The 13303-nt window shown below is 58.9% G+C and carries 13 protein-coding genes; 2 read left to right on the forward strand and 11 right to left on the reverse strand.

The genetic code is table 11. The annotated features are described in order from the left end of the window. Positions 1-29: 29 nt before the first annotated feature. The 11 genes from ACMTA2_RS01755 to ACMTA2_RS01805 form a co-directional block, all read right to left on the reverse strand. Positions 30-389, reverse strand: a complete 360-nt coding sequence (locus tag ACMTA2_RS01755) for a DUF6124 family protein (protein WP_413793461.1) — start codon at positions 387-389, stop codon at positions 30-32. Positions 390-874: 485 nt separating this feature from the next. Continuing rightward, positions 875-2836 carry a DUF7844 domain-containing protein gene (locus ACMTA2_RS01760; RefSeq protein ID WP_413793462.1) on the reverse strand — a complete coding sequence of 654 codons (1962 nt, stop codon included), beginning with the start codon at positions 2834-2836 and terminating at the stop codon, positions 875-877. Next, positions 2833-3153, reverse strand: a complete 321-nt coding sequence (locus ACMTA2_RS01765) for a DUF2388 domain-containing protein (protein ID WP_003187020.1) — start codon at positions 3151-3153, stop codon at positions 2833-2835. Before ACMTA2_RS01765 ends, ACMTA2_RS01760 begins: the two co-directional genes overlap by 4 nt. Before the next feature lie 27 nt (positions 3154-3180). Next, the gene (locus ACMTA2_RS01770) at positions 3181-3489 is read right to left on the reverse strand and encodes a DUF2388 domain-containing protein (protein WP_413793463.1); all 309 of its coding nucleotides are present in this window, start codon (positions 3487-3489) and stop codon (positions 3181-3183) included. A gap of 106 nt (positions 3490-3595) precedes the next feature. Further along, complete coding sequence (locus ACMTA2_RS01775; protein ID WP_413793464.1) at positions 3596-3913, reverse strand: DUF2388 domain-containing protein; 318 nt, start codon at positions 3911-3913, stop codon at positions 3596-3598. 334 nt (positions 3914-4247) lie between these two features. Beyond that, complete coding sequence (locus tag ACMTA2_RS01780; protein ID WP_003187014.1) at positions 4248-4463, reverse strand: DUF1127 domain-containing protein; 216 nt, start codon at positions 4461-4463, stop codon at positions 4248-4250. A 319-nt stretch (positions 4464-4782) separates the two neighbouring features. Next, the gene (scpC, locus tag ACMTA2_RS01785) at positions 4783-6276 is read right to left on the reverse strand and encodes a succinyl-CoA:acetate CoA-transferase ScpC (protein ID WP_413793465.1); all 1494 of its coding nucleotides are present in this window, start codon (positions 6274-6276) and stop codon (positions 4783-4785) included. A 200-nt stretch (positions 6277-6476) separates the two neighbouring features. Further along, positions 6477-7913: an NAD(P)(+) transhydrogenase (Re/Si-specific) subunit beta gene (locus tag ACMTA2_RS01790; protein ID WP_047230081.1), complete on the reverse strand. Its 1437-nt coding sequence runs from the start codon at positions 7911-7913 to the stop codon at positions 6477-6479. Then, positions 7913-8236, reverse strand: a complete 324-nt coding sequence (locus tag ACMTA2_RS01795; protein WP_003187010.1) for an NAD(P) transhydrogenase subunit alpha part 2 — start codon at positions 8234-8236, stop codon at positions 7913-7915. The genes ACMTA2_RS01790 and ACMTA2_RS01795 overlap by 1 nt, the downstream gene beginning before the upstream one ends. A gap of 15 nt (positions 8237-8251) precedes the next feature. Continuing rightward, entirely contained in the window at positions 8252-9373 is a 1122-nt protein-coding gene (locus tag ACMTA2_RS01800) for a Re/Si-specific NAD(P)(+) transhydrogenase subunit alpha (RefSeq protein WP_413793466.1), read from the reverse strand. A gap of 434 nt (positions 9374-9807) precedes the next feature. Next, a complete protein-coding gene (locus ACMTA2_RS01805; protein ID WP_413793467.1) occupies positions 9808-10704 on the reverse strand; it encodes a LysR family transcriptional regulator in 897 nt (298 codons plus the stop codon). A gap of 156 nt (positions 10705-10860) precedes the next feature. Between ACMTA2_RS01805 and ACMTA2_RS01810 the strand changes: the two genes are divergently transcribed. Together ACMTA2_RS01810 and ACMTA2_RS01815 are read left to right on the forward strand one after the other, a co-directional pair. Next, positions 10861-12042: an acyl-CoA dehydrogenase gene (locus ACMTA2_RS01810; protein WP_014335919.1), complete on the forward strand. Its 1182-nt coding sequence runs from the start codon at positions 10861-10863 to the stop codon at positions 12040-12042. 13 nt (positions 12043-12055) lie between these two features. After that, entirely contained in the window at positions 12056-13276 is a 1221-nt protein-coding gene (locus ACMTA2_RS01815) for a CaiB/BaiF CoA transferase family protein (protein WP_413795764.1), read from the forward strand. The last annotated feature ends 27 nt before the right edge of the window (positions 13277-13303 follow it).

Raw genomic sequence — 13303 nt, forward strand, 5'->3', positions numbered from 1 at the left:
CGATATGCCTTTTTTCTAGGTCCTGGTTGCTAGCGCGGGTCGACGTTATCGAGCACTCGGTTCGCCAGCAATGAACTCAATTCAATCAGTTGCTGGACGCCGAGAGCGATGTGGCGGCGGGGGCCTTCCAGGTCGAAGGCCAGGTTGCTGATCATCGCGTCAGCGGATGCCAGGTTTTCGCTAAGGTTGGCGAGCAGGCATTCGTTGTCGGCGTTTTTTGCCACGGTGAATAGTTGGTCCGGTTTGGATGCATCTTCGGACTTTTCCGGTTTCGGTAGCAGGTAGTAATCCAAGGCGCGTTTGGTGGCTTCGTCCTGCTTTTTGGCCTCGGATTTGGTGTGCGGGGGAGTGCGGTCTGTCTCTGGGGGATTCGGTGTAGGCTTGAACATGTGCTGATACTCCATGGTTAAGCCGCAACCTCTTCCCTACTAAAAGAAGGGTGGCGGCTGTACGCAGGTTAGTAGACCGGGGAGATCAGCATTGCCGGCGCGCCGAAGCGCCCTGCGCACAGCCACCATCAAAAACAGGTAGGAACCTGCGTGGATGGAGAGCTTATGCATCGTACTGACACAACCCCGGGCTACTAAACCCGACCACTGATGGGCAGTGGCAAGGAAACGATAGAGCCCGGGGATAAGGTGCACAAGCGGGCGGATTCTGGCGTAGTTGTAGGCAATGGCGCAAGGATTCGTAGCTCGGCGGAAGCGTTACGGAAGGAGAATAAACACGCATTCGTAATGCTCTGGAATTCGGAGCGAGGGCGCTTGCTCCCGCTCGGTGGTGCAGCGTTTTTCTGTAGGAATGCGCCGGCTTTTTTGGGGCGGCTGCACCAACCATCGGGAGCAAGCGCCCTCGTCACCAGTGGCGCTGTGCGTCAGGGCAACTCCAACCCGCCCCCAGCCTTGTGCAGCTTGCGCAAATGCTCGCCAATCGCTTTCACATTCGCCTCGCTCGCAGCAATTTCAGCCGCGCGGCTTGGCTCGAGCAAGGCCCGGACTTCCTTGTCCAGGTCGCCTGTCAGCGTTTGCAGTTGTTTTTGCCGCAAGCTGCTTTCCGATTCGAGGCGTTGCCACTCGCTGGGTTGCGGCAAGCCGTAGCCGCTGCTGCCCAGCAATTCGGCCGGACGGCTCAGGAAACCGCTGTTGGCGAGGATCTGCTGCAGTGTCGCGTTCGCCCTTTCCATACCGCCGTTCTGCAACTCACGGGCTCCGAGATAACGCTGTTTGACTTCATCCTGTGCCAATAGCAGTTGCCGACGAAAGCTGGCCTGTTCAAGCAGCAACAACGCCGCGCTGGTGCGCAGGTCGGCCTGTTCGAACCAGACGCGGCGTTGGGCGGCGTCCAGGGCCAGCCAGTCTTCCACCGTTTGTTGCTTGATAGGCAGGTACTTCTTCAGCACATCGAACATTGCCTGGTAACGCTCGCGGAATGAGTCGAAGCGATAGCCCAGGCGCAAGGCTTCCTTGGGGTCATCCAGCACGCTGGTGTCCGCCAGGCCGCGGCCCTTGAGTACTTCCAACAGGCCGTTGGGCATGATGCTGTCCAGGCCCTTGAGTTGCTCGTTATTGCTACCGCTGCGCAGCAGCTTCAAGCTTTCTACGGCGCAATTATTGGACAGGAAGTAATAGTTGCCGTCGTAGCTCCAGTGCATTTCAGCGGCGTGTTCGACCGTTTCTTCTATCTCGGTACGCGACAGGTTCAGTGGCACCGATGCCAGGCTGCGCAGTTCGGTCTTGGTGTATTCATCGATTACCTGGGCCAATGGCAATACGAACAGGCGCGAGGGGTATTTGCCGACCAGCCCGTCCCAGCTCGACAACTGTACATCGCCGACGAAGGCGCGGTAGGACAGCACCAGGTGTTGATCCAGATCCAGGCGGCAGTCGGGGCCGCGCGGGCGACCCGGAGCGCAGATCACCAGGCGGAGCATGCTGTGGCCCCAGCGGCTCACCCAGTTCTGATTGGCTTCGGCCAGCAGGTAATCAATGGCGTAGACCCGCTCTGGATCGACCTTTCCCAGGGGCGTCTTGGCGAAGTCGTTTCCGGCGTTGAGGAAGGCGAACGATTTGGCGCAGGTGTCCTTGGTGGCGGGTGCCCAACCGAAGTGTTCCTGATAATAGCGATACAGGGCGGGGCGCCGGCAGGCGTAGCTGGGGTCCAGGAGAAAATACTCCATATTGACCGCGACGAACTCCTTGGGGCTGCTCGTTTCATAGAGATCCGGGCTGCGGGCGACTTGGCGGTTGTGCTGTTCCCGTTCACCGCGACGACCGACGTATTGCGGCCAGCCGGCGAGGTCCAGCAAGCGAGGGTCATCGCTGAGGGTGAAACGACGGCCGTTCTGGCCCCGGCATTCGTCGGGGAGGCCGATCAAGCCAGCGCTGTCGTTGCGTCGAGTGCAGCGCTGGATCAGCGTACGCTCGGCATCTGGCCATAGACGCGAGCGGTCATAAATGTGGGTCAGTTCGTGCAGGACCGTGGCGAGCATTTCCCGGCGTACGGTGCCGTGGGGGCGATGGGTCTTTTGCGTTGCAGCGCTGCCGTCCACAAGGCTGTCGAGCAGGTTGCTATTGAGGTCCAGTTGCGACACCAGGGAGGCCTGGCCGTAGGCGTTGGCCGGCATCTGGTCGGTCCAACCGACATTTATGCGTCGGTCCAGCCGCTCGATGAAACGCGGCGGTAGCGCCTGCATGGCTTCATTGAGCAGCGCCTGGCTGGCCTGCTGTTGCGCCGGGCTCAGTCCTTCGACGTTGAGGTGCAGTTGCAGGCCGGCGTGGGCCATGCTGCCCGTGAGCAACAAGACCCCCGCCGCCAGCCAGGCGGCGAACCGCCTCACAATGCGAGGATGGCTTCGGCGAGAACCTGGTCACTGGCGTCGCGGGCTTCCGGCACGCGGGTGCGCAGGGTATCGAAGGCCGCTTCGAGATGGGCTCCGCGAATTTCACCATTGCTGGCGACAAAACTGGCCGCATCGTCATGGGCTTCGCGGACGATTTTCGAATCACGGATGGAGGTGGTGGTGTCGGAAGTGAAATCAATCGTGCGCTGGGAAGCGCGAACGATGATGTTACTGGTGGCTACCAGGGTATGTGCCTGGGCCACATCGGCCAACACCAGCAGGCCTAGGGCGGCAGCAATCAGCGGGCTACGCATGGAATGACTCCGGAAAAATGAAGGTGACTATTGGACGAGAATTGCCTGTGCCAGTTCAAGGTCGCTGACGTGAAGTTTTGGCTGGGCCCGGCGCAGGTATTCCAGGGCCGACTCCAGTTGTGCACCTCGCAACTGCCCGTTGCTGGCGACAAATGCCGCAGCGTCATCGTGAGCGGCGACGATCAGTTTATGGTCGAAGGGCGCAGAGGTCACCATGCTCGTGGCATAGCCGCTGACCACCACTTGCTGGGTGGACACATCGAAGGCATGGGCCGGTACGGACCAGCAGAAAACGATGAAGAAAGACGCGATGAACAGATCTGAGTAAAAACGCATAGGACTCGACGGTTGATGGCGAGCCTGAAGGCTAGCGCAAACCTGCGGGCCAGAGCCAGCGCTGAAACACCGGAACACCATTTGGTGCCCGATGTTTCATGTGGCATCAGATCACCAGGATGGCCTGGGCCAGCTGTGCATCGGTGGCGTTGAGTTGCGGTGCCTGCTGGCGGATGTAATCCAGGGCACTTTCCAGTTTCACACCACGAATGGCGCCTTCGCTGGCTACGAAGCTGGCGGCGTCATCACGGGCGGCTTGAACGATCTTGTTGTCACGTAGCGATGAGGTTGCATCGGAAGTCACGTCGGACGTGGCCTTGAGTGCACCGACGAGGGAATCGGTGGTGACGATGAAGCTGCTGGCATTGGAATGGGCGGCGACGGCCATCAGGGCAGCTGCGCTGAGCAGGCGAAGACGGATCATGATGAAACTCCTTGAATGATGAGTGATGCCGGTGCGTGTAGCTGGAAGAGGAGACGCATGCTCGACTCGCTTCGCCACGTTGGCCTCGATATTAGGGCAGGAACGCGTTGGCTGACAGCCCTTGCGTCCATCATTGGCTGCAGGCGGCTTGCATTGGACGTTATGGTTCAAGCATAACTGTACTGGTATGTTTTTGTTTGTTTGAAAACTGTTATTTCCTTGAAAAAACGAACCCCGAAAACGACAAGACCCGTCGCGGTTACCCGCGACGGGTCTTGTCTGTTCAATTCGGTGCTGGCGGTGGACCCGGTGGGTCAGGGCCAGCGACGCTGAGTTAGCGCCAGAACGGCTTGCTCAGCTCTTCGTAGCGTTGTGCTTCGCTGATACCGGCGTCAGCCAGCAGGCGCGAATCCAGACGAGCCAGTTGGTGACGGCTGGCAATGCGGCGCTGCCACAACATCAGGTTGGCAATAACGCGAAGAGGCAGGGAAGCCTGGTTTTTTTCAGCTTTGTCTTCGAAAAACAGCTCGGAACTGAGTGTACGTTCCATGGTTGACATCCTTCCGCTTGTGGCGGGATTAGGTAGTGGTTTAACTGGTGCCCATGATCCTCTCGTTTGGCCAGTCTCTCTAGATACAGTTCACCTGTATTGTGAGAGACCAGTTAACTGTTAAAGAGTGGTGTACTGGTCGATATTGAGGCAACTGTACCTGTCTGCTCGATATTGGTGCGTTTTTGGTGGTTGTCTGATGTTTTGTGGGAAAAGGCTGTAAGAAAACACCGGTACAGCAGTACAGTTTTTGTCGTATCCGGCTCGAGTGACGGCCTTCAATCAAAACTGTATTTGCGATAGCGGTGATCCAGCTGTATCAGACGGCCAACATGCGCCCGGTTTCTTCGAGGTTGACGTGCCAATTCAGTGCATCGCGCAGGATATGCGGGGTATGCCCACCCAGGACACACGCTGCTTCGAAATAATCATTCAACGCTTGGCGGTAGGACGGGTGCACACAGTTGTCGATGACCGCTCGCGCCCGTTCCCTTGGCGCCAGGCCCCGCAGGTCGGCCAGGCCGATCTCGGTCACCAGGATGTCGACATCGTGCTCGGTATGGTCAACATGGCTGACCATGGGGACGACACTGGAAATGGCACCGCCCTTGGCAATTGACTTGGTGACGAAAATCGCCAGGTGAGCATTGCGGGCGAAATCGCCGGAGCCGCCGATGCCATTCATCATCCGTGTGCCGCAGACATGGGTAGAGTTGACGTTGCCGTATAGGTCGAATTCCAGCGCGGTGTTGATGCCAATGATGCCCAGGCGGCGTACGACCTCGGGATGGTTGGAGATCTCCTGCGGGCGCAGGACCAGTTTGTCCTTGTATTTTTCCAGGTTTCCGAAGACATCGGCATTGCGTCGACCCGACAGGGTGATCGAGCTGCCGGAGGCGAAGCTCAGCTTGCCGGCGTCGATCAAGTCAAATGTCGAGTCCTGCAGGACCTCGGAATACATGGTCAGGTCTTCAAACGGGGAATCGATCAGCCCGCACATCACGGCGTTGGCGATGTTGCCAATCCCGGCCTGCAACGGCCCGAGTTTGTTGGTCATGCGCCCGGCCGCAACTTCCTGCTTGAAGAAGTCGATCAGGTGGTCGGCAATGGCTTGGGTGTCGCTGTCCGGTGGCGCGACGGTCGAGGGCGAGTCTCCTTGGTTGGTAATGACAATGGCGGCGATTTTTTCCGGTGGGATCGGGATGGCGGGGCTGCCAATACGGTCGTCGACTTTCACCAGGGGGATGGGTGTCCGGGTAGGGCGATAGGTCGGGATATAAATGTCGTGCAACCCCTCCAGGTTCGGGTTATGAGCCAGATTGATCTCGATGATCACTTGTCGGGCGAAGATGGCGAAACTGGCCGAGTTGCCTACCGACGTCGTCGGTACGATATGCCCTTGCTCGGTGATGGCCACTGCTTCGATCACGGCAATATCGGGCAGCTTGAGCTGGCCGTTGCGCAGTTGCTCGACGGTTTCCGAGAGATGCTGGTCGATGAACATCACTTCGCCTGCGTTGATCGCCTTGCGCAGCGTGCTATCGACCTGGAATGGCATGCGTCGGGCCAGTACACCGGCTTCGGTGAGCTCCTTGTCGAGGTCGTTGCCCAGGCTCGCGCCGGTCATCAGGCTGATTTTCAGCGGGGTGACCTTCGCGCGCTCAGCCAGGGCGTGGGGCACTGCTTTCGCTTCTCCGGCGCGGGTAAAGCCGCTCATGCCGACGGTCATGCCGTCCTGAATCAACAAGGCTGCGTCGGCAGCGCTCATCACTTTATTCAATAACGAAGGCAAGCGGATGCGATCACGGTACATAGGTGGTTATCTCGGGCTGGAAAGCAAGATGCGCAGTCTAGTGAATTAGCGCGGTGCCCGACCCGCTACAAAGGTCGCATTTAAGGCCTCTATTACGGGCGTTTCAGGCAAAACATCATTACCGGATCGGTAATATTTTGCCTTGATACAAATCAAAACGCCCCGACAAGTCGGGGCGTTTTGGATGAGACCGTGATGGATCATTCCACCGCTTTGACCATGTCTTCGATGACTTTCTTGGCGTCACCGAACACCATCATGGTCTTGTCGAGATAGAACAACTCGTTGTCCAGGCCTGCATAGCCGCTGGCCATCGAGCGCTTGTTGACGATGATTGTCTTGGCCTTGAAGGCCTCGAGGATCGGCATGCCGGCGATTGGCGACTTCGGATCGTTCTTCGCCGCCGGGTTGACCACATCGTTGGCGCCCAGGACCAGCACCACGTCGGCTTGGCCGAACTCGGAGTTGATGTCTTCCATCTCGAACACCTGGTCGTAAGGCACTTCGGCCTCGGCCAGCAGAACGTTCATGTGCCCGGGCATGCGACCGGCCACCGGGTGGATCGCGTATTTAACGGTCACGCCATGGTGGGTCAGCTTCTCGGTCAGTTCTTTCAGCGCGTGCTGCGCCCGGGCCACCGCCAGGCCATAGCCCGGCACGATGATCACGGTATCGGCGTTGGTCAGCAGGAAGGTGGCGTCGTCAGCCGAGCCGGATTTCACCGGACGGGCTTCTTTCGAACCGGCCGGGCCAGCAGCATCCGCGGTGTTGCCGAAACCGCCGAGCAGCACGTTGAAGAATGAACGGTTCATCGCCTTGCACATGATGTACGAAAGGATTGCGCCGCTCGAACCCACCAACGAACCGGCGATGATCAGCATCGAGTTGTTCAGCGAGAAGCCGATACCCGCTGCAGCCCAGCCCGAATAACTGTTGAGCATCGATACAACGACCGGCATGTCGGCACCGCCAATCGGGATGATGATCAGCACGCCCAGGACAAAGGCCAGGGCCAACATCAAGGCGAACGCGCCGAGGTTGCCGGTGAACATGAACATCAGGCCCAGACCCAGCGTCGCCAGACCCAGGATCAGGTTGAGCTTGTGCTGGCCACCAAACTGTACTGGTGCGCCCTGGAACAGGCGGAACTTGTACTTGCCCGAGAGCTTGCCAAACGCGATCACCGACCCGGAGAAGGTGATTGCACCAATGGCGGCGCCGAGGAACAGCTCCAGGCGGTTACCGGCCGGAATCGAATCACCCAGTTGCTTGACGATGCCCAGGGATTGCGGCTCGACGACGGCCGCGATGGCAATGAACACCGCCGCCAGGCCGATCATGCTATGCATGAACGCCACCAGCTCCGGCATCTTGGTCATCTCGACGCGCTTGGCCATGATCGAGCCGGCAGTGCCGCCAACCAGCAGGCCGACGATGACGTAGCCAATGCCGGCGGTGGCCAGCTCTGCCCCGAGCTTATAGATGAGACCCACGGTGGTGAGCACCGCCAGCGCCATGCCGAGCATGCCGAACAGGTTGCCGCGGCGGGAGGTGGTGGGGTGCGACAGGCCTTTGAGGGCCTGGATGAAGCAGATCGACGCGATCAGGTAGAGCGTCGTTACCAGGTTCATGCTCATTACTTGGGCGCCTCTTCTTTTACGGCTTTCGGGGCTTTTTTCTTGAACATCTCAAGCATGCGGCGCGTCACGAGGAAGCCACCGAACACGTTCACCGCGGCCAGGGCCACGGCGAGGGTGCCCATGGTCTTGCCCAAAGGAGTCACGGTCAGGGCGGCGGCGAGCATGGCGCCGACGATCACGATCGCCGAAATGGCGTTGGTCACTGCCATCAACGGCGTGTGCAGCGCGGGCGTTACGTTCCAGACCACGTGGTAACCGACATAAATCGCCAGCACGAAGATGATCAGGTTGTAGATACCGGGGGAGATAAGCTCTTCCATTGTCTGAATCCCTGCTTAGGCGTTTTTGCGGATGACTTGGCCGTCGCGGCACATCAGGCACGCGGCGACGATGTCGTCTTCCAGGTTCACGTCGAACTGACCTTCCTTGGTGAAGACCAGCTTCAGGAAGTCCAGCAGGTTGCGGGCGTACAGCGCCGAAGCATCAGCCGCGACTTCGCCGGCCAGGTTGGTCGGGCCGACGATGGTGACGCCGTTCTCGACCACTACCTGATCGGCCACGGTCAGCGGACAGTTACCGCCCTGGGCTGCCGCGAGGTCGATGACCACCGAGCCGGGCTTCATCTGCGCGACGGTTTCGGCGCTCAGCAATGTCGGTGCCTTGCGGCCCGGAATCAATGCGGTGGTGATGACGATGTCAGCCTGTTTGGCGCGCTCGTGCACCGCTTGGGCCTGGCGCTGCATCCAGCTGGCTGGCATTGGTCGGGCGTAACCGCCGACGCCAACCGCGCATTCACGCTCTTCGTCGGTCTCGTAAGGCACATCGACGAACTTGGCGCCGAGGGACTCGATTTGCTCCTTGACCGCCGGACGCACATCCGAGGCCTCGATCACAGCGCCCAGGCGCTTGGCGGTGGCAATCGCCTGCAACCCCGCCACGCCCGCGCCGAGAATCAGCACACGCGCCGCTTTCACGGTGCCCGCGGCGGTCATCAGCATCGGCATGAAGCGTGGATAGTGATGAGCGGCCAGCAGCACGGCCTTGTAGCCCGCAATGTTCGCTTGAGACGACAGCACATCCAGGCTCTGGGCACGGGAGGTACGTGGTGCGGCCTCAAGGGCGAAAGCGGTAATGCCGCGTTCGGCCAACTTGGCGATGGTTTCGTTGTTGAACGGATTGAGCATGCCCACCAGAACGGTGCCGCTCTTGATCAGCGTCAGCTCGCTGTCGCTGGGGGCCACCACCTTGAGGATGAGCTCGGCCCCGAATGCATCACTGGCGCTGCCAATGGTTGCACCCGCTGCCTCATAGGCACTGTCAATGACGCTGGCCTTGATACCGGCGCCGCTTTGGACAGTGACTTTATGGCCTTGGCCGATCAACTTCTTGATGGTTTCCGGGGTAGCAGCAACCCGTGTTTCACCCGTTTGGGTTTCGAGGGGAACACCAATGTGCACGTCAAATCTCCTGCGTGATCTTATTGAGTAAACCCAGGCACTTCGGATGGTGCGGCTGGGGCGGCCGATCAGCACGATCCCGCCAAACCAGGCGGGGCGCGGCATTTTGCAGGCGAAAATTCAGCCCTTCAAGGGATTATGACGGGTGACGGAAAATTAACTACAAGTCACCCTGTGACCGAATGTCGCAATTATCGATCGACAGCCCTTGTGGGCCGTGCTTTCCAAGGATTCAGGTCCAAATTGACAATTTTTCCCATCGGCCAGATGAATGAGCCCTGATGCGCTACGCGATATGGCTCCAAGCCATGTATTTAAACGCTTTGGAGACTACTGCACGGGTTTCATAACAGATTGACTGAATGCGACATAAACTTACATCTGTAGCGACTTTTGTTAGTTGACTACCTAAGTAGGAAATTAGCTTGTCCTTATTAATCAAGAAGATAGTTCGTCGCTTGTGTCACCAGCCAATCTCGAAATGCTCGGAGAGAGGCGGATTCGACCTTTCGCTCCGGAATCATCAGGTAGTAGGCCTTGATGCTCGATAGCGTGTGACGGTTGGCCACGACCAGTCGTTGCTCTGCTAGCTCCCTTTGAATCAAAAAGGGTGGAATCAGCGCAATGCCCATGTCGTGCATGGCTGCTTGGGCGAGCATGGAGAATAGTTCATAACGCGGCCCTGTCAGGTCCCGTGCAATATTCAGGTTCTGCGCGTTGAACCACTGGCGCCACGCATACGGGCGAGTGGTCTGCTGGAGCAGGGGCAGTTGCGCGATGGCCTCCGGTGTCAGGCTCTTGCGATTGCCCAGCAAGGCGGGGCTGCATACCGGCATCGGATTTTCGCCCATCAGCTTGTGGGATTCGGTACCGGACCAGTCCGCATCACCAAAATAGATGGCGGCGTCAAAGTCCGTGTCCGCGAAGAGGAAAGGGCGTGTGCGGTTGGTCAGGTTGACGGTGACTTCCGGATGCTGGCGCTGGAAATCCTTGAGGCGTGGCAGCAGCCATTGGGTGCCGAAAGTCGGAACCACGGCCAACTCGATCACGTTTGCGCCGGTGTGCCCCATCACGGAAAGCGTGTCGCGCTCAACGGCATCCAGTTGGGTGGCAACCCGACGGCTGTACGAAAGTCCTGCTTCGGTCAGTTTGACGCCGCGACGCGAGCGTCGGAAGAGCTCCACGCTGAGGAAGTCCTCCAGGCTGGCGATCTGTCGGCATATAGCGCCTTGCGTGAGAGAAAGCTCCTGCGCGGCCTTGGTGAAGCTTTCATGGCGCGCAGCAGCCTCGAAGCTGACTAGGGCGGCGGTGCTGGGGATTTTACGGCGCATGTACGTAAGTCTCACTCAATGATTGCGCAAACGGGGTTTATGGCGTTTACGGAGTGAGAAATTAGCACAGGATAGTGCGTAATCCTCGTTTGCCCTTGTAGGAAACCGCGCCTAGGATCAATCCACGATTTTCATTTAATTGGCGAGGACTTTTTCATGGCCGGTAAAGCGAGCTTCAACTGGATCGATCCATTGTTGCTGGATCAGCAACTCACTGAAGAAGAACGCATGATCCGCGACACTGCCGAGCAGTTCGCCCAGCAGAAGCTCGCGCCACGGGTGCTGGAAGCGTTCCGCCATGAGAAGACTGACCCGGCGATTTTCCGTGAGATGGGTGAAGTGGGGCTCTTGGGAGCCACCATCCCTGAGCAGTACGGTGGCAGTGGGCTGAACTACGTCAGCTATGGTTTGATCGCTCGCGAAGTGGAGCGCGTTGACTCTGGCTATCGCTCGATGATGAGCGTGCAGTCCTCGCTGGTCATGGTGCCGATCAATGAGTTTGGGACGGAGGCGCAAAAACAGAAATATTTGCCGAAGTTGGCGTCTGGTGAATGGATCGGTTGCTTTGGCCTGACTGAGCCGAACCATGGTTCTGACCCGGGCGCGATGATTACTCGTGCGCGCAAAGTCGAAGGTGGCTATAGCCTGACGGGCAGCAAGATGTGGATCACCAACAGCCCGATCGCTGACGTATTTGTCGTCTGGGGCAAGGACGACGCCGGTGATATCCGTGGCTTCGTTCTCGAAAAAGGCTGGAAGGGGCTGAGTGCGCCGGCGATCCATGGCAAGGTCGGGCTGCGCGCTTCGATTACCGGCGAAATTGTCATGGACAACGTATTCGTCCCGGAGGAGAACATTTTTCCCGATGTCCGTGGTCTGAAGGGGCCGTTTACGTGCCTGAACTCGGCACGCTATGGCATCTCGTGGGGCGCCCTGGGCGCGGCTGAATTCTGCTGGCACACCGCTCGCCAGTACACGCTGGACCGCCAGCAGTTCGGTCGTCCACTGGCTGCCAATCAGTTGATCCAGAAGAAGCTGGCCGACATGCAGACTGAAATCACGCTTGCCTTGCAGGGATGCCTGCGCCTGGGGCGCATGAAGGATGAAGGCACGGCGGCGGTTGAGATTACCTCGATCATGAAGCGCAACTCTTGCGGTAAGTCCCTGGATATTGCTCGCATGGCGCGGGACATGCTGGGCGGCAACGGTATCTCTGATGAGTTCGGTATCGCTCGCCATCTCGTGAACCTGGAAGTCGTGAACACTTATGAAGGTACGCATGACGTTCATGCGTTGATCCTGGGGCGTGCGCAAACCGGTATCCAGGCGTTCTATTAATAGGAGAACGGTCATGGGCGCGCTTTCGCATCTGCGGGTATTGGATTTATCGAGGGTCTTGGCCGGGCCGTGGGCCGGACAGATCCTGGCGGACCTGGGGGCTGATGTCATCAAGGTCGAGCGTCCCGGCAACGGTGACGACACGCGTGCCTGGGGGCCGCCCTTCCTGAAGGATGCCCGTGGCGAGAACACGACCGAGGCCGCTTATTATCTGTCGGCCAATCGCAACAAGCAGTCGGTGACCATCGACTTTACGCGGCCAGAGGGGCAGCGGCTGGTGCGAGAGTTGGCGGCCAAGTCCGATATCCTGATCGAGAATTTCAAGGTGGGTGGCCTGGCGGCGTATGGCCTGGACTATGACTCGCTGAAGGCGATCAATCCGCAATTGATCTATTGCTCGATAACCGGGTTTGGTCAGACCGGTCCTTATGCCAAGCGCGCCGGGTATGACTTCATGATTCAGGGGCTGGGGGGCTTGATGAGTCTGACCGGTCGCCCTGAAGGCGATGAGGGTGCGGGGCCGGTGAAGGTGGGTGTCGCGTTGACGGATATCCTCACGGGGCTGTATTCGACCGCTGCCATTCTGGCGGCGTTGGCGCATCGTGATCATGCTGGCGGCGGGCAGCACATCGATATGGCCTTGCTGGATGTTCAAGTGGCTTGCCTGGCCAACCAGGCGATGAACTACCTGACCACGGGCAATGCGCCGAAGCGGCTGGGCAATGCGCATCCGAACATCGTGCCTTATCAGGATTTTCCTACGGCTGATGGTGATTTCATCCTGACGGTGGGTAATGACAGCCAGTTCCGGAAGTTCGCTGAGGTTGCCGATCAACCGCAGTGGGCTGATGATCCGCGTTTTGCCACTAATAAGATGCGGGTAGCGAACCGGGCGGTGTTGATTCCGTTGATTCGCCAGGCGACGGTGTTCAAGACGACCGCCGAGTGGGTGGCCCGGTTGGAGCAGGCGGGGGTGCCGTGTGGGCCTATCAACGACTTGGGTGAGGTGTTTGCCGATCCTCAGGTAAAGGCGCGTGGGTTGGCGATGGAGTTGCCTCACCTGCTGGCCGGTAAGGTGCCGCAGGTCGCGAGCCCGATTCGGCTGTCCGAGACACCGGTGGAATATCGCAATGCTCCCCCTTTATTAGGAGAGCATACGCTGGAGGTGCTGCAGCGATTGTTGGGGCTGGATGAAGCAGCGGTGGCGAGGCTCAAGGAAGCAGGGGTTCTTTGAGTGCTCTCTTCTATATAGAAGAAGACT

The organism is Pseudomonas medicaginis (assembly GCF_965119365.1).
In the GTDB taxonomy this organism is placed as follows: Bacteria; Pseudomonadota; Gammaproteobacteria; order Pseudomonadales; family Pseudomonadaceae; genus Aquipseudomonas.